Genomic DNA, 19,389 nt, shown 5'->3' with positions numbered 1-19,389 from the left:
TTGATGGATGTTTCGTCAACTGAAAACACTCAATGCGGCGTTTTGACCCCCGCTTGGATCATCTACTTAAACACAGGTTCGAACCATGTTGCACTGCCCAAGAACTATCGCGCGCACAATAGTTTATTCGGGAATCATTTTAGCCACAGGTCTTAATGCGGCGCTGGCCGCCGATCCCACCGGTGACTGGAAAGTGGCCGATGGTGTCGCCAACATTCGCGTCGCCCAATGCAACGGCAACATGTGGGGCGTTGTTGCCTGGGAAAAGACGCCGGGCGGCAAGGACAAGAACAATCCGGATGCCTCAAAGCAGACCCGGCCGACTTTGGGCATGCCGATCCTGATCGACATGAAGAAGAAGCCCGGCGTCGATGCGTGGGAGGGTGAGGTCTATAACGCCAAGGACGGACAGAACTACAGCTCGACCATCAAGCCGGCCGGGACCGACCAGCTCGAGATTCAAGGCTGCGTTCTCGGCTTCCTCTGCGGCGGCGAGACCTGGACCCGTGTCGGTCCGCCGATCCCCCCAAGCCCCACCAACAGCATGGCCAAGGGCGCACCGAAGGGCGCATCCGGCGCACCGCCCAAAACCGCGGCGCCAGCCGCCCCGCCCGCGCCGCCGAAAACCACGGGTGCGGTAAATCCTGCGCCCGCGCCGAAGGCCGCGCCCGGTCAGAAGCAGGCCGTCGCGCAGTCCGGCGACATTGGCGACATCTGCCTATTGCCCGACATCGCGCGGTTTACCCATTAGCGCCGGCTGGAACAGCAACACCGCAGCAAGCGTGATGACAAACGACAGCGCCAGCAACTTACCCATGCTGGCGGTGCCGGGATGACTGGATAGCCAGAGGCTTCCGAAAGCGGTCGCAGTCGTCAGCGCAGAGAAAAAGATCGCCCGTGTCAGGCTCGACTGCAGCAGGTTATTTCTGCCCTCGCGCCAGGCCACGACGTAATAGATCTTGAAAGCGACGCCGACGCCGAGCAGCAGCGGCAATGCTACGATGTTGGCGAAGTTGAGTGGCAGCTCGATCAGCACGCAGAGCTCCAGCGTCACCGCGCCGGCCACCAATAGCGGCACCATCGTCATCAGCACGTCGGTGACGCGCCGCAGCGTCAGCCAGAGCAACAGGCTGATCACCACCAGCGCCCAGATCCCGGCGTGAATGAACGCCTTCACGATGGTGTCGCCGGATTTGAGGATCGACACCGGTCCGCCGATCGCGTTTGGCTCGGCGGCCAGCACCGCATCGGCAAAGCGGCGCAAATTGTCGTTGTCGTTGGGATCGCCTTTCGGCAGCGCCTCGACGCGGATCAGCCCGTCCTTGGACTTCCAGCTATTCAACAGTTCCGGCGGCAGCGTCTTCAGCGTCACCGGCCCGGCTTGCATGGTGTTCCTGAGCTGGTCGAACACGATCTTGAGCGGGACGACGAAGATATTCTGGGCCTTGTCGCGCGTCGCCTGGTCGCTTTCGGCAAGCTTCGACAACGCATCCGCCAGCCTTCGCGAGGCAACCGCGCCCGGCCCCTTGCCGTCGCCCGCGGCCCTGCGCAAGCTGTCGACCGAACTCTTCAGCGCCTCCACATTCTCCTCATCGGTGGGCGCCGCGTCGACCGAGTCGGGATTGAGCGCGGGGCCGACGACCTTCGCTGCCTTTGCGATCAACTGGAGCTTGGCTGGCTGGTCTTCGGGCACGAAGCTGTCGATCGACATCACGCGAAGAACTTCCGGCAACTTCTCCAGCCGCGCCTCGATCTTCTTGGCTTCGGCTTCGGAATTGGTCAGCACGTTGATGGCGTTGGCGCCGGTGTTGGGATCCTTGCGCAGGTCGAGGAAGGTCGCGATCGATTCGGCCTTCGGATTGCGCAGGTTGATCGGGTTGAAGTCGAACTTCATGAAGTAGAGCAGCGGCAGGCCCGCCACCACGAGCAGCAGCGTTCCGGCGACGATGATGACGCGGTGCCGTTCGAGGAACTCGTCGACCGGCGCCAGAAACGCGTAACCGACAGGCTCGCTTTCTCCGGGCGGGTGAAGCAGCTTCAGCAGGGCTGGCAGCACCGTGATGCTCGAGATGAACGCGATCAGCATACCGGCGCCGGCAATCTTGCCGAGTTCGGAAATGCCCTTGTAGTCGGTCGGCAGGAAACAAAGAAAGCCGGCAGCGGTCGCCATCGCGGCAAGCGACAGCGGCACCGACGAACGTCGGGCCGCGCTCTCCAGCGCCAGGGCCAGATCTTCGTTCTTGAAACGCTCGGAACGGTAGCGGACGCTGAATTGAATGCCGAAATCGACGCCGAGGCCGACGAACAGCACGGCAAAGGCGATCGACAGCAGGTTCAGCGATCCCACCATCATCAGGCCGACCGCGGTCGTCAGCGCCAGACCGATGAACAAGTTCACGAACACCGCGAAAATGATCTTCGCAGAGTGCAGCGCCATCCAGAGAATGACGAGGACAATAAGAACCGTTGCGACGCCGTTGACGATCGCGCCGTCCTGCACGGTCGAATATTCCTCGTTGGCGATCGGAACCGGCCCGGTCAGCCGGACGCGAGCGCTGTACTGGCCCGCGAAATTGAGGTCGGTCGCGGCCTGTCGGATCGCGTCGGTCGCGTCCTTGCCGGGTTCGAGCGCATTGTAATCGAGCTTCGGCTTGAATTCGATGAAGGCGCGGCGATCGGCATCGGTCAAAGGCTTGTCGCTGACGAGTTCGCGCCAGGAGAACGTCGCCGTCCCCTTGCTCAGGATGTCCTCGACCGTCTGGCTGATCAGGTTGAAGGGGCGCTCGGTATTGTCGAGCTTGACCTGCCCGCGCTTGACGCCGGCAAGCCCGGTTTCCAGCGCGCCGGTCAGGCCGCGGATCGAGGGATCGCCGGCCATGATCTCGATCAGGGGCGCTGCGGCTTCGAGCTGGCCGGCGACCTTGCCGACTTCTTCCACCGGCAGGAACAACAGTCCGTTCTTCTCGAAGAATTCGCCGGAGCCGAGCGGCTGCACCGATTCGAAATGTTTGGTGTCGCCGGACAGCTTCGTGGCCAGCGCCTTGGAAGCCGCGCTGGCGAGTTCCGGGGTCGGCGCCTCGACGACAGCCAGAATCAGCTTTTCACGGTCGAAGGCCTGCTCGAACTGGTTGTCGCGTTTGCGCCAGTCCAGGTCGGGCGAAATCAGCGTATTGATGTCGGTGTTGATGGCGAAATGCCGGGCGGCATAGTAGGCCCCCCCGACCGCCAGAAGCAGGGAGATGATGACGACGAGAGTGGCAAACCGCGTACAGGTTCTGACAACGGCGACAACAACACTGGTCAGCACTTCGTTTCTTTCTAAATCTAAAAGGAGAGCTGGGCGAAAACGCCCCGCTGTCTAGCGGAGTTCCCGCAGTCGATCTAATGTTGTTTTGGTTACTTCCCTGAGGGTTCAGGCGAAGTCACCACAACAGACCGGAACGGGCGTTCGGGCGCCGGTATAGCCGGTCCGGGTGGGCGATAAAGTGACGAACCGGTGAGGAACAACCGGCCGCGCAAACGCACTTATTGGTATCTAAATACCAAACGCCCGGTAACCATTGCGCGATCCACCTTTTCTATCCGCACAATTTTTGACACATAGTCCTGCGCTTCCATGTGCCTAGTATGGGGATTATCTGCGGGAACCGGCCATGGTGCGGATATTGCAAATATCCGAAGTGTGATCGGCTGCACGGAGGCTTTCGGGTGAATTTGCGAATTCGGTACTTGGTGCAACTTGCGTAATGGACATCCCATGGAAGTGTATCTAGCGCAGCCCCGCGGATTTTGTGCGGGCGTCGTGCGTGCCATCGAAATCGTTGAGCGTGCGCTCGAGAAATACGGCCCGCCGGTCTATGTCCGGCACGAGATCGTGCACAACAAGTACGTGGTCGAAAGCCTGAAGGCCAAGGGCGCGATCTTCGTCGAGGACCTGTCGGAGGTTCCGCCACTCGCGGTAACCGTGTTCAGCGCCCATGGCGTGGCCCGCAGCGTCGAGGAAGAGGCCGCCGCCCGCGGTCTTCCGGTCCTCAATGCCACCTGCCCGCTGGTCACCAAGGTCCATAATCAGGGTAAACGGTATATGTCCAAGGGCCGGACCCTGGTCCTGATCGGCCATGCCGGCCATCCTGAGGTCGAGGGCACCATGGGCCAGGTTCCGGGCCCGGTTCTCTTGGTCCAGAACGTCGACGACGTGGCGGCCCTGCCGCTGCCGACCGATGCCCCGGTGGCCTATATCACCCAGACCACCCTCAGCGTGGACGACACAAAAGACATAATTGCCGCCCTTCAGGCCAAATTTACAGATATTCAAGGCCCCGACATCCGGGATATCTGCTATGCGACACAGAACCGCCAATCTGCGGTAAGGGACCTAAGTAAGCTGGTGGACGTCATCTTGGTGGTGGGGGCCGCCAATAGTTCCAACTCAAACAGGCTTCGCGAAATCGGCACCGAGGTCGGCGTCGCGAGTTATCTCATTGCCGACGGGAGCGAGCTGAACCCTGATTGGCTGAAGGATGCAAAGGCTGTCGGCATCACGGCGGGCGCATCGGCGCCCGAAGTTTTGGTTGACGACGTGATCGAGGCTTTGAGGCGTATCGGACCCGTCACGGTCTCGGTGCTGCCCGGCCGGGAGGAAAACATCGAGTTCCGGCTTCCGGCCGAACTGACTGCGGGTTGATCCACTTCAAGATTTACAGGTCCAGAAAGAAAATCTCCAAAATGGCAATACCGTTCTTCAAGGAAATGCGTATCGGCGGCTATCTGATGAAGCAGAAGCTGCTTGGCCGAAAGCGCTATCCGCTCGTGCTGATGCTGGAGCCGTTGTTCCGCTGCAACCTCGCCTGCGTCGGCTGCGGCAAGATCGACTATCCCGATGCGATCCTCAACCGCCGCATGAGCGCGCAGGAATGCTGGGACGCAGCCGACGAATGCGGCGCGCCGATGGTGGCAATCCCCGGCGGCGAGCCGCTGATCCACAAGGAGATCGGCGAGATCGTGCGCGGCCTCGTGGCGCGCAAGAAGTTCGTCTCGCTCTGCACCAACGCGCTGCTTCTGGAAAAGAAGCTCGATCTGTTCGAGCCCTCGCCGTATTTGTTCTTCTCGGTGCACCTCGACGGCCTCAAGGACCACCACGACAAGGCGGTGTCGCAGAAGGGCGTGTTCGATCGCGCGGTTTCCGCCATCAAGGCCGCGAAGGCGCGCGGCTTCACCGTTAACGTCAACGCGACCATCTTCGACGGCCATGCCGCCGAGGACATCGCGAAGTTCCTGGACTTCACCACCGAACTCGGTGTCGGCGTCTCGATGTCGCCGGGCTACGCCTATGAGCGCGCCCCGGACCAGGAGCACTTCCTCAACCGCACCAAGACCAAAAAACTGTTCCGCGACGTCTTTGCGCTCGGCAAGGGCAAGAAGTGGAATTTCATGCATTCCGGCCTGTTCCTCGACTTCCTGGCCGGCAATCAGTCCTACGAATGCACGCCCTGGGGCATGCCGGCGCGCAACATCTTCGGCTGGCAGAAGCCCTGCTACCTGCTCGGCGAGGGCTATACCAAGACCTTCAAGGAGCTGATGGAGACCACGGACTGGGATTCCTACGGCACCGGCCGTTACGAGAAGTGCGCCGACTGCATGGCGCATTGCGGCTACGAGCCGACCGCCGCCGACGCCGCGCTGACCAATCCGTTCAAGGCGATGTGGGTCGCGCTGCGTGGCGTCCGCACCTCGGGTCCGATGGCGCCCGAGATCGACCTCTCCAACCAGCGCCCGGCGCAGTACATCTTCTCCGAACAGGTCCAGAAGAAGCTTTCGGAAATCCGCCGCGACGAGGCGGCTGCCGCCGTCGCCAAGCAGCAGGCGAAGGCCTCCACCGCCGCCTGAGCGAGCACGGAAACAAGTTTAAAGGGCTCCGGTTCTCAGCGAATCGGAGCCCTTTTCTATTTGTTCTATTTGTTTGACGCTTTCGAAAATTCTGAAGCTGCCTGCCGCCTCAGGCCTCCGCCATGGCAAAGCTTTCGCCGTGCAGGAAGCCACGGCAGCCGCGCAGCGAGCGCAGCGCGCGGTTGAAATCGAGCCCCGTGGAGACCAGCGCGCGCAGCGTGGCGGGATTGCGCGCCACCCCGCGCAGCACCTTGCCGAGGTCGATATCGCCATTCGGTTTGATGGCGCTCTTGGCGAGCGCCGGAAGCGCCCTGGTGGCCGGGTCGGAGATGACCCGCAGCGCCGCGAACGGCAGTCCCGCCTCGGCCGCATAGGCCGCCGCGATGTGGCTTTCCATATCGACCGCCGCCGCCCCGGTCTCCGAATGCAACGCGGCCTTGCAAGCGGTCGCCGCGATCACCTGTTCCACACCCGAAAGAATACCACGGACCACGCGCCGGCGGCGTAGCGCGGCGCGGGTAATCATTTCCTCGTTCAGCGCCAGACCTGCCAGGAACCGGGTATCGCCGGCGAGAACCTCGGTCGCCACCACCACATCGCCCGATTTCAGCGACGGATCGAGCCCGCCGGCGACGCCGAACGAGATCACACCCCTGAAAGTGGTAGAATCCAGCGTTGCCAGCAGTGCGCGCAATTGCTGCGGATCGCTGGAACTGCAGATGACGATCATGCCGGGCCCGGCCGCAATGCGGGCTTCCTGCACCAATCCTGTAACGATCAAAACCGGTCGCGGATCATTCGAATTGCGATCAACCGAATTGTCCACGATCGCGGCGGCCCCCGCCTCCAAAGTCACATCCCGACCCCTACCACCCTGCTGTTGGTGCTTCTCAAATTCCGATACCGCGCCAGCGCCCAGAGCGGAAAGAACTTCGAGTAGCCATGATAACGCAAGTAAAACACCCGCGGAAAGCCTGTAGCCGTGTAACGCGCCTCATCCCACAGTCCTTTCTCGGTCTGTGTGGCTTTTAGGTACTCCACGCCCCGCACGACGGCCGGATGTTCCACCTCGCCGGCCGCCATCAGTCCAAGCAAGGCCCATGCCGTTTGCGAGGAGGTCGACGGCGCCTGCTCATATCCCTTGTAATCGAGTCGGTAACTGACCGCATCCTCGCCCCAGCCGCCATCCCGGTTCTGGATCGAAACCAGCCAGTCCGCCGCCTTCCGAATCACGGGATCCTGGTGGTCCACGCCGGCGGCATTGAGCGCACACAGCACCGACCAGGTTCCATAGATGTAGTTCAGGCCCCAGCGGCCGTACCAGGAACCCTCCGCGAGCTGGGTGCGGCGCAAATAGGCAATCCCGTCGGCGACCACCTTGCTGGTCTGCGCAGTCTCGCCGAGTTGGGCCAGCATCGAAATGCAGCGCGCGGTGACGTCCTCGGTCGGCGGATCGAGCAGCGCGCCGTGATCGGAGAACGGGATGTTGTTGAGGTAATATTCAAGATTGTTGACGTCGAAGGCGGCCCAGCCGCCATCACGGCTCTGCAGGCCCTCGATCCACTCGCGGCCGCGCGCAATCGCCTGATCGTACTCCTTGCCGCCGGTCTGCCGGCGCGCCCGGTCCATCGCCATCACGACCACGGCGGTGTCGTCGAGATCGGGATAATGGTCGTTGTTGTACTGGAACGCCCAGCCGCCCGGACGAACGTCGGGCGCCTTCGCCGCCCAGTCGCCCTTGAGGTCGAGCACCTGCCGCGGCTTCAGCCAGTCGAGGCCCTGCTTCATCTTCTTGAGCGTGTCCTCGCCGCCCGCCTCCGCCAGCGCGTGGCAGGTCAGCGCGGTGTCCCACACGGGGGAGACGCAGGGCTGGCAATAGGCTTCGTGCTCGCCGATCACGAGCAGCTTGTCGATGCCCTTGCGGGTGACCGCACGCGGGGGATAATCCGGTCCCTTGCCGAGCGCGTCGTACATCATCACGATGTTGGCCATCGGCGGATAGATCGCACCCATGCCGTCTTCGCCGTTGAGCCGCTCCTCGGTAAACGCGAGCGCGGCGTCGATCGCGCGCTGGCGCAGCTTTTTCGGAAACAACGGTTCGACCACGCGCAGGATCTTGTCCAGCGTGCTGAAGAGCGTGAACCAGCCCCAGCTTTGATGCGGCGCCTTCGCGTTCATCCTGACCGACTTGGGATCCTGCAGGAACAACTCGTCGATGCCGACGCCCTTGGGATTCTTCGCCAGCGGCTTCAACGCCGCCATCACCATCAGCGGCACGATCGTGGTGCGCGCCCAATAGGAAATCTTGTTGAGATGGAACGGCGACCACATCGGCAACAGCATGATCTCGACCGGCAGCACCGGCACCGCGCGCCAAGTCAATACACCGTAGAACGCGAGCAGAAACCGCGTGAAAACGTTGACGCGGGCAGCACCGCCGCGGGTGCGGATCGCCTCGCGGGCACGCACCATATGCGGCGCATCGACGGAATCGCCAATCATCTTCAGCGCGAAATAGGATTTGACGCTGGCGCTCATGTCGAACGGGCCATCCTGCACCAGCGGCCACCCGCCATGATTGCCTTGGGTGCGACGTAGATAGTTCGCGATCTTGGCTTCGAGCTCACTGTCGATGGGCTCGGCAAGATAGTGGCGCAGCAGGATGTATTCGGCAGGGATGGTGCTGTCGGCTTCCAGCTCGAATACCCAGTGTCCGTCGGATTGACGATAACCGAACAGCGCTTCGGTCGCGGAAGCGATGCTCTTCTCCAGGGCAACGGGGTCGACGGCGCTTGTTTTGTCGATGGCAAGCATTTCGCTATACATCCCTATATTCGCGACGGGCTCTGTGAAGCCGGTCACGCAACTCGTCCTCAGGCTTAAGGTCTCGCCAGGACCAGATCGGCGGCGCGGTCGCCCGACCGCACCGATCCCTCGATGGTTGCCGGTAATCCGGTATCAGTCCAGTCACCGGCGAGAAACAGGTTTTTGAAGGACGTAACCGCCCCCGGCCGCAGCGCATGCTGCTCCGGCGTAGCCTCAAAAGTCGCACGGCGTTCGCGCACGATCTGCCAGGGCGGCAGCGGCAATTCGCCCGGCAGGCCGGCGGCTTTGCAGACATCCCGCCAGATCGCCAGCGCGAGTTCTTCGCGCGGCATGTCGACGAGCCGATCGCCATTGCTGATGGTTACCGACAGCCGCTGCGGGAATGCGAACAGCCACTCCACCAGCCCGCCGACGACGCCGAGAATCGGCGGCGCATCCTTGGGCGGATCGAAGCGGAAGTGCGCGTTGACGATCGCGCGGAATTTCGACGGCGTCTTCAATCCCGGCAGCAGCGCCGCCGCAGGGCGCGGCGGCACTGCGAGCACCACGACGTCCTCGGAGCCGAGCGCGATGGTGTCGCCAACGAATTTCAGCTCGCCGACATGGCTTTCCTTCATCACGAGTTCGCGCAGCTCATGGCCGAGTTGGATCGAGGCGCCCTTGTCCTGCAAAAGCTTGATCGCCGGCTCGACCAGCACAGCACTGAGGCCGTCGCGCGCGATCAGCGGCCGGCAGGCCTGCCCGCCCGCTAGCAGCGTTTCCCGCACGATCGCGCCGGCCAGGCCTGCCGATCCCTCCGGCGGATCGACATTGAGCGCTGCCAACAACAGCGGCTGCACCAGCCGCTGGTACAGCGTGCCCTTGCAGGGGATCACATTGCCGACCAGTTTATCGGTCCCTGCCCAGATCAGCGGCATCAATGCGAGGTAATCGAACAGCTTCGTATCGGGGACGCGGCGCGCCTCGTCGAACACCCACAACGGCAACTTGCCGTCGCCAAGGTCGAGTTGCCAGCGCCGGCCGATTGAGATGTCGATAAACGGAAACTGCGCAGCCTTTGGCCCGACCAGCCCCGACTCGGTGCCGATCGATTTGGCGTAGGCCAGCGCATGGCGGTTGCCGGACAACAGCAAATGATTGCCGTTGTCGATGGTGAGGTTGGTGGCCGCATCGAAATAGGACCGGCAGCGGCCGCCGGCCTGCTGCGTGGCCTCGTGGACATGCACCCGGTAATTGGCGTTGGCGAGCCGCACGGCCGCTGAAAGGCCGGAAATGCCGGCGCCGATGATATGAACGTTTTTCTGCATCAGATGATCGCGTATCGGAGAAGGATGGCGATTTTCGCCCATTTGTGGACGCGGACCGGCTCGCGCGGAGCGGCAAAGCCCCGGGCCAGCAGCAAGTCCAGGATCGCGCGGTAATATTTCGACATGATCCGCGGCGCGCGCACCACGCGCCGCGAATTGCGTTTCATGATTTCGTCGGCTTTCTCGAAATGCTTTTTCGCGCGCTCGGCCAGCGGCAGGCATACTTTCGGCAATACCCGATCGACGATCACCCGCTGCGGATCGTCGGTCGTGATGCCGGCAAGCAGCAGGCCTTCGCGTGGCAGATAGAGGCGACCGAGGCCGGCGTCTTCATCGATATCGCGCAGGATATTGGTCAATTGCAGCGCGCGCCCGAGGTGGTGGGCGAGCAGTATGCCGTCTTCCTCAGGCAGGCCGAACACGCGCACCGACAGTCGCCCGACGGCGCTGGCGACGCGGTCGCAATAGAGATCGAGGGTGGCAAGATCCGGCGCGCGGATGTCCTGCGGCACGTCCATCTCCATGCCGTCGACGATGGCGAGAAAATCCTCGCGCTTGAGGCCGAAGGTTTTGACCGACGTGGCGTAGTCCTGCAGACGCGGCGGTGGGTGCCCCTGGTACAGCGCATCGATATCGTCGCGCCACTGCTGGAGCGCGGCCAGCCGCTCGGGCCGCGGGCCGTCGGAATCGGCGATGTCGTCGACCTGGCGGCAGAAGCTGTAGATCTGGAACATCGCCTCGCGCTGGTCGCGTGGCAGGATGCGCATCGCGGCATAGAACGAGCTGCCGGACGCGGTGGCACCGTAATCTGCGTTGGCCGCCGCCGGATGCAACGTCATGCGCCGGCCGCCGGATTTGCCTGGGGGCGGCGTCCGATCGCGCGGCGGGTGATCTCGCCGGCGATGCCGCCGATGGTATGGCCGAGCAACTCCAGCTTGCTCAAATGCACGCGCTCGCTGAGCGGATCGCGCACTTTCAGCATGCCGACGATCTTGTCGGCAAACGCCTGGATCACGGCGATATCGAGCCCAAGCCGGAAATCTTTCACTTCGGCGTTGAGCGACTTGCTCTCGTTGAGGAGGGTTTCGGTCCTGACCGCGAGCGCATGGAGACATTGCAGCAGCGCCGGCTGCGACTTCGCCTCGCCCAGCATCTCGACGGTGGCCCCGCTTGCTGCCAACGCATCGCGCGGCAGGTAGACGCGGTTGAGGTTTTTGTAGTCCTTGCCGCAGTCCTGCAAATGGTTGTTGATCTGCAGGCCCGCGCACAGCGCGTCGGAAGCGGCCCAGGTCGAGGTGCTCTCACCATGAACGTCGAGCATGAAACGGCCGACCGGCATGGCCGAATAGCGGCAATAATGAATGACGTCGTCCCAGTTTTCGTAGCGCAGCTTGGTGACATCCATCCGGAACGCGACCAGCACGTCGAGCGCGTGGCGCGGCGCCATCGAACGCTCGGCGAGGGCACCGCGCAGGCTGACCGCTTCCTTTTGCGTATCGCCCTTGCCCAATAGTTCCGCCTCGAGCAGGTCGAGATAGCGCAGCTTCTCGTCCGCGCTAAGGGTCGCGTGGTCGGCGATGTCGTCGGCAGTCCTGACGAAATTGTAGAATGCGAGAATCAGCGCCCGGTGACGCGGATGAATAATCCACGACGCGACCGGAAAATTCTCGTCGCGGTCGGTCTTTCCGGATCGCAGGTCGCTCGCGGTGGTCATCAAGAACTGGCTACATCAATCGGGATTGGCGGCATGCGCCGATACTCGGCGCATGCGAGGAGATCGCGAGCCCCATATAGGGGAATACGCCGCCAAAACCAATGCTATATGGGCTTATTAACCCCGCCCGTGACGCGCGTCATAGAGCCGAGAAATGGCTTTTCCGCGAGGATTGACGGGCGCAGCGTGCCTTATTGGCCGTTGTTCTTGAGAACCTGATTGCAGGCCGCGCTGATCTTGGGCCGATTTTCCTTGAGGCACGCCAGGATCGTGAGATCGCCCTGATCGATGACCGGGCGGCAGAATTTCTGCACGTCGCGCGTACAGGCCTTCTGCTCCTCCGCCGTTCCGCTGCGCTGTGGTTGCTGGGCGAAGGCGACATTCGACGAGACCGACATCGACAACAAGGTGAGGGCCAGGAGAGATTTACGCATCGTATTCCTTCATTTCGGCAGCATGAAATCCCGTTCCCGATTTGCGTTTCGGCATCGCCGGGGCGGATTTGTTTGGATGGCAGGTGCCGCGTAACGCAGCAACGTGCACAGGACAAGCATGGTAAATACGGCTAAATTTACGGCGATCTCAGCGCCGCAAATAACCGCCTGATATCTAACGTGTATTTCTCTCTTGACGATCGCGGCAATTGGCTGTTGCGGACGACGCGGCGCGAAGCTAGATGCTGCGCCGACGGAGCCGATGCGAATATTGATTCCATTCGGCTGCTTGTGCCCTTTCCTGCCGCGACCGGCGGAAACAGCATGCCGTCATTTTGAACCTAAGATACTGCAGGAACACTAAATCTTCGATGCGGCGAGACGTATCTTGCAAGAGAAGCGTCTATTTTATGGGAAACTCACGATGAAACTGTTTGGTTCCAGCTTGTTCGGTCAGGCTCCCGCAGCGGCCGGGGTCGTCGCCGCGCTCATGCTGTCGGTCACCGCAAGCCATGCCCAGGCCGGCGGACCGTTTGCCGGTTTTGATGGAAACTGGAGCGGCACCGGCACCGTCGCGCTGTCCAACGGCACCACCGAGAACATCCGCTGCAAGGCCGACTACAAGGTCAACGCCAGCGGCCTCGGCCTGAAACAAAATCTGCACTGCGCCAGCGACAGCTACAAGTTCGACCTGTCGAGCGACGTCACCAGCCATGGCGAACGCATCTCCGGCAACTGGAGCGAAAAGAGCCGGAATATCTTCGGCAACCTGCAGGGCACCGCCGGCGGCGGCCAGATCGACGTGTTTGTCGAAGCATCGGGATTTGCAGCCAACCTGAATTTGCGCACCACTGGCAACAAGCAGAGCGTGCAGATCGACTCCAAGGGCGAGATCCGCGGCGTCAAGATCACGATGACGAAGACCTGATACGGTTCTTCAAAGCAGTAAGTGCCGATGGCGGCTCCCCGGGGATGCCGCCATTTTTATTTCCGGCAGCTCAGCGGAATTGCCACGCCCAATACGCATCGCCGCGGTCGCGGCGTTCCGTCACCTCGACACGCATGAAGCGATCGTGCGCGAGCGCGGCCCCCACCCACAATTCGTTCCAGGCATCGAACACTTGAGGCGACAGCGCTTCACGTTCCGCCATCAGGCGCCACGAAGTCTGGCGCACGGTTGCGCCCGAGCCTTCGACTTGCAGTTCCGCATCGTCGTCCTGCCCCCGCGCAAGCCGGGCGAAGGCCTTGGCGAAACCCACCGCCCCTGCCTCCACGCCACCCAACAGCGCAGCGACGTCGTCGAAGGTGTGCATCCCGACGAGCCGCGCCGCGGCGCCGGCGAGATGGCCGCCCTCCTCCGGTCCGAGCACGGCAATCGTCTCCGGAACGACCGAGGTGATGTACTCCATCGCATAATTGCGAAGCACCTTCTGCAGCCGTTCCTCCGGCCATGTGTTCTCCGGCAGGCGCGGCGCGAGATCGGCACGGAACGGCGGACAGCGTTCGCCCGGCGAAAACTGCAGTCGCTCCTCGGGCGCGAGATCGTGATCCCATTCCTTGTAGTAACCTTCGAGCCCCGGCTGACCGTCGACGGTCTGACCCGTGCAGACAAAGCCGAGCCTGGGATTGCCGAGCACGACGCCGTTGTTGGCATGCCATCCGCGCAACATCGCCCGCGAGACTTCCGAGGGAATTCCGCAAATGGCCGTGCCGGACCAGATCCAGCGCGGCGGCGGATAGCGCACCCAGGCCTTGGTGTCGCTCTCGTAGACATATTCGACCTTCACGCCGCCGACCTGGTTCGACAGATAGTGATATTGAGCGCACGCGACCGCATGCGGAAGCCGGTCGAGGCCGAGCTTCTTCAATCCGGGAAGAAAGCGCGCCAGTTGCTGGCGCCGGAAGGTGCGAAATACCACCTCGGCCGCGCGCGGCGCGCCGGCACGCGACGCCAGCATCAGGATCAGCCCGGTGAGATAGCAATGATAGATGTGTTCGACCGCACGGTAGGCGGCAGCGTCGGCCGCAGGGCGAGCGGCTAATCCTGCAGACGTCATTCCTCAGCCTCTCTGCGGCTGCCGTTGGCCGGCAGCCCTGTTATTCAGCAGCGTTCGTTATTCTGCGGCCTTGTTCTCCGCTGGCTTGGCGTGACTGACGCCGCGAATCCTTTCCGACAGGCTGATCAGGAACATCGAGGTCGGCCGTAGGATGAAGAGGTCCGCGACCAGCGCTGCGATCATCGAGAACGCGCTGAGCCAGCCGAACAAGCGTAGCGACGGCAGGTCGGAGAACACGGTGACGCCTAGGCCGCAGGCCAGCACCACCGTGGTCAGAATCAGCGCCGGACCGACCAGCACGGTGGCGCGCTCAACCGCCAGTCCCGCGGTCACGCCCGGCTTGCTCTCCAGCCGCAAGCGATTGAGGAAGTGGATGGTGGCGCTCAAGCCGAGGCCGAACGATACCGTCAGCGCGACGACGCTGGCGAATTGCAGCCCCTCACCCATTATCCAGAGCACCGTGCCCGATGCTACGACCGGGAAAATGCCGGGCAGGATGCAGGAGAACATCACCACGACCGAGCGGAATGCGAGGCCAATGAAGATCGCGACCAGCAGGAACTCGACCGTGAGGCCGGCATTCAGCTTCGAAATCATGTTGGCGCTGTTGCGGGCGGCAATCGCCGACAGGCCGGTGACCGCAACCTCATAACCTGGATGCTCGGCGCGCACCTTGTCCAGCGCCTTGTCGAGCTTGTCGACCACAGGAAGGATTTCGCTCGAATCGAGATCTGGCACACGTCCTGAGACCACCACCGCATCTTGTTCGGCCGAGATGAATCGCCGCACCAGATGCTCGGGAATCACGCTGACATATTCCTTCAGCGTCGCGACGTCGCTGCTGCCGGCCTTCTCCGCGAGCCAGCGGCGCAGCGTTTCCAGCGACCAGACGTTGCCGACACCGGCCGACTTCTCGACCATCGAGTGGACGTCGGCGATCGTCTTCAGGGTTTCCGGCGCGTAGAGCGAGGCGCCCTTGGGGAATTCGATCAGCACGTCGATCGGATTGGCGCCGGTGAGCTTGGCGTCGAGCCGGCTCGATGCCGCCACCGCCTGCCGCTTGTCCGGCACCTGGTCGGCGAGCCGGTAGCGCGGCTCCAGCGTGGCGTAGATGTAGCCCAGCGCACCGACGAAGATCAGCGCGATCAGGCTGAACATGCCGGGGCGACCGACCATGCGCACCGCAATCCAGTAACAGAAATTGCGCAGCGCCTGCACGCCGGCGTCGGCGCTCTGGAATTTCACCGCAAAAATCTTCTCGTTGCGGACGAACAGCACGCCGAATACGGGCACCAGCGACAGCACGGCCACCAGCGCGATGATGGTGGCGGCAAGACCGGCCTCGCCGAATTTGCGGATCAGTTCGGAATCGGAGAATTGCAGCGCGATGAAGGAAATGCCGGCGGTGCCATGGGTCAGCACGCAGGCCGGGCCGACTACCAGCACGGCGTTGGTGAAGGCCTTCAGCTTGTCCTGGCCGGCAATCAGCCGGTCGCGCGCCGCGAACGTCAACTGCATGGAGTCCGAGAAGCTGATCACCATGATGAGCGGCGTCATCACGTTCAGGAACATGTTGAGATTGAAACCGGCCCACCCGAGCCCGCCGAGCGCGAGCAGGATCGCGATGATCGGCGGGAAGGCCGCGACCACCATGAACGATATCTTGCGGAAGAAAATGATCGCGATGATGCAGCCGGCCAGGATACCGAGAATATTGTACGTCAGCCCGTCGCGCTTGACCGCATTGCGGATCTCGAGCTGCATGACGGGAACGCCGGAAAGCTGGGCGTTGAGCCCGCTGCCGGAAAGATCCTCGGCCATGATCTTCCGCATTTCGCCGACCACCGTGCCGAGCTCGTTCGAGGAAACGACCTTCGGCTCCAGCGACAGCACGATCAGCGCCAGCGTGCCGTCCTCGGACAACAGCTTGCCGCGAATGATCTCGTTGGATTTGACGGTCTCGGCGAACTTGTCGTAGGCGGCGCCCTGCGGCAGTTCGGGCGGGAACAGCGCGGCCGGCAACTTGCCGGGCTCGGGCGCCTGACGCGCCGAAAACAGCGAGACCAGGCCGCGCACGCCCTCGACCAGTTGCAGGTCGGTGACCATGTCGCGGATCTTTTCGAGGTTCTCGCGGGCCAGCAGCGTCTTGCCCTCGACCACGACCAGCACGTCGAATTCGGTTGCCGGAAAGCGCTTGGTGACGGCTTCGTACTGCTTGAAGTCCTTGGAATCGGAACGGAACAACTGGCTCAGCGAGTCGTCGATCTTGATGCGCTGGATGCCGAAGATCGCCGCCACGATCAGCACCGCGAGAATGACCATGGACAGGATCGGCGCCTTGACCGCGATCAGCCCCATGCGTTCGAGCCCGAAGGCGATGCTCTTGCCCGGCGGCGGTTCCTCTATGGCTGCGACGTGGACGCGACTTTCCGAGTTCTTGTCGAGCATACCCTGTCCAGTTCTCACGTCGGCCTGTTTGTGTAGCTTGGTTTTTTGTGCAGCTTGGTGGCGCGAATACGGCTTTGTCAGCCCTATTCGATAGGGCGCTAGCCCTTGAAATCACGCGGTAAATTAATCGGCGCCGTTTTACAGGCCCGAACCTGATCCGGCAAGCGCGCGCGACAGGGCAAATCGGCACGCAAATGTCGAAAATGCGCGTTAAGTCTCTGATTTGCCACACCTGCCAGCACCACTGGCGGCGATCAGCGCGGTTCCGCTTTCGTCCTTCAGCGCCACGCCCGTGACCTGGCGCGCGAAGCCTTCACGCACCAACCACGCGATCTTGAAGGCGGCCTCATCGTAGCTCAGGCCTGCGCCGTGGATATTGGACACGCAATTGCGCTTCTCGTCGGTGAGGCCGCTGCGCGGCGCAAAGGTCAGATAGGCGCCGAGACTGTCGGGGGCCGACAGGCCGGGCCGCTCGCCGATCAGCATCACCACCATCCGCGCGCCAAGCACGGCACCGATCTCGTCGCCCAGCGCCACGCGCGCGCCGGAAGCGATCACGACACGGCCGCACCGGATCCCGGCCTCCGTCAGGCGCGGAGCAAGATGGCGAACCAGCTCGACCGCGTGGACATTGACGGCCGCAGGCGACAGCCCGTCGCCGATCACGATTACAACCTGGTTCGCACCGCCGCCTTGCTTTTCCAGCGCGCGCCGCGAATCCGGGTCGAGCATGCGTCCGAGATCGGGGCGGCGCAGATAGTCGCGCCGGTTGCCCGCCTGACTGGAGACCTCGCTGACCTCCAGGCCGAGGCCGGCTAATCCGGCAGCCAGATGCTCCACATCGAACGCGGCATGCACGGCATCGCGCGCGCGTGCGTGATCGAGGGTGAAGGCAAGCAGCGCGGCGGTCGGCATGCTCGCACCCGAGCGGCCGAGCCCGACGCGCGCCGGCGTCAGCTCCCGCAGGGCTTCGAGCGAGCGGGTCGGCGGTGTCGGCGTTTTCATGAGCCTTTACTCGGCAGGCACGGAGGCCTCACGCAGCCGGATCGAATAGTTCGACGCGTTCTGCTGGCCGCCGGACGCCGCGCGCGCGAACTTGATCAGATGATGCGCGATCGTGGCCGAACCGATCAGCCCTTCGAGATCGCCGCGCCTGAGGCGCCCGATCGCGAATTTCCAAAACACGCGCCTGTAATCGCTGAGCACACCGACCTGCCAGAAGATGTTGCGCAGCATGATCAGCGCACGCTTGATGTTGGGCCAGGTCTTCATTTCAGGCGCGACCGGCACCTTGATCCGGTTCGCGTAGGTGTAGTCGCATTGATACTGGTAGCGCGCGTAGAGCTTCTCGGGCTGGAAGGCGACCTCCATGCATCGCTTCCAGGAATTGATGACCTGGTCGTAGGGCATCAGAAACTCGACATTGGAATCGCGGCTCTCGTCGTCGTTGAGGCGCCCCTCGCGCTCCAGCCGGTCCCACAGCGGCGTCTTCGGCAGCGCCTGCAGCAGATTGATCGTCAGCAGCGGAATCCGCGATTCATCGACGAAATTGAGCAGTGCATCCGCCGTGCCGGGCTTGTCGGTGTCGAGACCCATGATGATGCCGGAGACGACCTCCATGCCGTAGGAATTGATGGTGTGGATGCCTTCGTGGATCGGGACCATCATGTTGTGGTCCTTGTGCATTGCGTGCAGCGCGTCGGGATCGGGCGTCTCGATGCCGCAGAACACGGTGACGAACCTCGCCTCGCGCATCTTCTCCAGGATCTCGGGCCGCTTGGCGATGTTCAGCGTCGCCTCGCAGGCCAGCCGCACGACATAGCCCGTCCTCTTCTGCCATTCGATCAGATGCGGTAGCAAGTCCAGCGTGGCCTTGCGGTTGCCGATGAAATTGTCGTCGACGAAATACACCGTATCGGTGATGCCGCATTCGCGCATCCTGTCGAGTTCGGCGATGATCTGTTCAGGCGTCTTCAAGCGCGGGTTGCGGCCATAGAGCCCGGGGATATCGCAGAACTCGCACTGATAGGGGCAGCCGCTCGAATACTGGATGCTGCCGAGCAGGTATTTTTTCACTTCCGCCAGCTCGTAGGCCGGAATCGGAAACTCGGTCATCGACAGGCGTTCGCTGGTCGTCAGCACCACCTGCTGCTCGGGACGCGAAGGGTCGCGCGCCAACCGCGCGATCAGTTCATTGGTGGCGTCGCCGAGTTCGCCGACATGGAGATAATCGAACGAGGGATAGTAATCCGGGCACGCGCTGACCGACGGGCCGCCGATCGCGACCGCAAGATCGAAGGCATGCGCGCGGCGGCAGATGTCGTTCATCTGCTGGCGCTGGATGTGCATGCCGCTGACGAACACCGCTTCCGCCCATTCGAAGTCTTCCTTGCCGGCGGGGCGAATGTTCTCGTCGACGAAACGCACCTGCCAGTTTGCCGGGAGATAGGCCGCGATCAGAAGGAGGCCCTGTGGCGGCATGAAAGCCTTCACGCCAGCGGTCAGGGGATAGGCGTATTCGAACGTGCCGAAAGAAGACGTATAGCGCGGGAAGACGCACAGGATACGCCGTACCGTTCCAATGCCTTCAGCTCTCATCAAATTTCCTCAAGGCTGACATGAATTTAAGCACGACATTGAAAGTTGGGCCAGAAATTCTTCAACATTGTGACTGTGACTTCTAACTCGCTTTGGGTTCAATTGGTTGCACGAAAATC

At 62.5% G+C, this 19,389-nt stretch carries 15 protein-coding genes; 4 read left to right on the top strand and 11 right to left on the bottom strand.

The features are described from left to right. The first annotated feature begins 85 nt into the window (after positions 1-85). Positions 86-751 carry a DUF2147 domain-containing protein gene (locus V1277_RS24445; protein ID WP_334418485.1) on the top strand — a complete coding sequence of 222 codons (666 nt, stop codon included), beginning with the start codon at positions 86-88 and terminating at the stop codon, positions 749-751. Here the strand turns inward: V1277_RS24445 and V1277_RS24440 are convergent. Beyond that, positions 719-3,307: an MMPL family transporter gene (locus tag V1277_RS24440; protein ID WP_334418484.1), complete on the bottom strand. Its 2,589-nt coding sequence runs from the start codon at positions 3,305-3,307 to the stop codon at positions 719-721. The genes V1277_RS24445 and V1277_RS24440 overlap by 33 nt on opposite strands. 450 nt (positions 3,308-3,757) lie before the next feature. Here V1277_RS24440 and ispH point away from each other — a divergent pair, with 450 nt between their 5' ends. Together ispH and hpnH are read left to right on the top strand one after the other, a co-directional pair. After that, on the top strand, positions 3,758-4,684 hold the full coding sequence (gene ispH / locus V1277_RS24435) for a 4-hydroxy-3-methylbut-2-enyl diphosphate reductase (protein WP_057848041.1): 927 nt from the start codon (positions 3,758-3,760) through the stop codon (positions 4,682-4,684). 41 nt (positions 4,685-4,725) lie between these two features. Continuing rightward, positions 4,726-5,886, top strand: a complete 1,161-nt coding sequence (hpnH, locus tag V1277_RS24430; protein ID WP_334418482.1) for an adenosyl-hopene transferase HpnH — start codon at positions 4,726-4,728, stop codon at positions 5,884-5,886. A 109-nt stretch (positions 5,887-5,995) separates the two neighbouring features. On the opposite strand, the gene V1277_RS24425 is transcribed toward hpnH, so the two are convergent. The 6 genes from V1277_RS24425 to V1277_RS24400 form a co-directional block, all read right to left on the bottom strand. Beyond that, positions 5,996-6,742, bottom strand: coding sequence for a phosphorylase (locus V1277_RS24425; RefSeq protein WP_442894513.1), 747 nt, complete (start codon positions 6,740-6,742; stop codon positions 5,996-5,998). Next, entirely contained in the window at positions 6,739-8,712 is a 1,974-nt protein-coding gene (gene shc, locus V1277_RS24420) for a squalene--hopene cyclase (protein ID WP_442894512.1), read from the bottom strand. Before shc ends, V1277_RS24425 begins: the two co-directional genes overlap by 4 nt. A gap of 53 nt (positions 8,713-8,765) precedes the next feature. Then, positions 8,766-10,019: a hydroxysqualene dehydroxylase HpnE gene (gene hpnE / locus V1277_RS24415; protein ID WP_334418481.1), complete on the bottom strand. Its 1,254-nt coding sequence runs from the start codon at positions 10,017-10,019 to the stop codon at positions 8,766-8,768. Next, positions 10,019-10,858: a presqualene diphosphate synthase HpnD gene (hpnD, locus tag V1277_RS24410; RefSeq protein WP_334418480.1), complete on the bottom strand. Its 840-nt coding sequence runs from the start codon at positions 10,856-10,858 to the stop codon at positions 10,019-10,021. Before hpnD ends, hpnE begins: the two co-directional genes overlap by 1 nt. Beyond that, a complete protein-coding gene (gene hpnC / locus V1277_RS24405; protein WP_334418479.1) occupies positions 10,855-11,733 on the bottom strand; it encodes a squalene synthase HpnC in 879 nt (292 codons plus the stop codon). The genes hpnD and hpnC overlap by 4 nt, the downstream gene beginning before the upstream one ends. 191 nt (positions 11,734-11,924) lie before the next feature. Then, a complete protein-coding gene (locus V1277_RS24400) occupies positions 11,925-12,167 on the bottom strand; it encodes a hypothetical protein (RefSeq protein WP_213290571.1) in 243 nt (80 codons plus the stop codon). A 424-nt stretch (positions 12,168-12,591) separates the two neighbouring features. On the opposite strand from V1277_RS24400, the gene V1277_RS24395 reads away from it, so the two are divergent. Next, positions 12,592-13,095 (top strand): hypothetical protein, encoded by a 504-nt coding sequence (locus V1277_RS24395; RefSeq protein ID WP_334418478.1) that lies wholly within the window; start codon positions 12,592-12,594, stop codon positions 13,093-13,095. A 70-nt stretch (positions 13,096-13,165) separates the two neighbouring features. Here the strand turns inward: V1277_RS24395 and V1277_RS24390 are convergent, their stop codons facing one another. The 4 genes from V1277_RS24390 to V1277_RS24375 all read right to left on the bottom strand — a co-directional run bounded on the left by V1277_RS24390 (position 13,166) and on the right by V1277_RS24375 (position 19,270). Then, positions 13,166-14,224: a hypothetical protein gene (locus tag V1277_RS24390; protein ID WP_334418477.1), complete on the bottom strand. Its 1,059-nt coding sequence runs from the start codon at positions 14,222-14,224 to the stop codon at positions 13,166-13,168. A 57-nt stretch (positions 14,225-14,281) separates the two neighbouring features. Further along, positions 14,282-16,672 carry an efflux RND transporter permease subunit gene (locus tag V1277_RS24385; RefSeq protein WP_334418476.1) on the bottom strand — a complete coding sequence of 797 codons (2,391 nt, stop codon included), beginning with the start codon at positions 16,670-16,672 and terminating at the stop codon, positions 14,282-14,284. Between the two features lie 210 nt (positions 16,673-16,882). Next, positions 16,883-17,677, bottom strand: a complete 795-nt coding sequence (gene eutC / locus V1277_RS24380; protein ID WP_334418475.1) for an ethanolamine ammonia-lyase subunit EutC — start codon at positions 17,675-17,677, stop codon at positions 16,883-16,885. 6 nt (positions 17,678-17,683) lie between these two features. Then, positions 17,684-19,270, bottom strand: coding sequence for a B12-binding domain-containing radical SAM protein (locus V1277_RS24375; protein ID WP_334418474.1), 1,587 nt, complete (start codon positions 19,268-19,270; stop codon positions 17,684-17,686). Positions 19,271-19,389 lie beyond the last annotated feature (119 nt).

Source organism: Bradyrhizobium sp. AZCC 1588 (assembly GCF_036924735.1).
Taxonomy (GTDB): domain Bacteria; phylum Pseudomonadota; class Alphaproteobacteria; order Rhizobiales; family Xanthobacteraceae; genus Bradyrhizobium.
The sequence above is the reverse complement of the archived record's forward strand: the minus strand, read 5'-3'. Positions and strand labels throughout refer to the sequence as shown.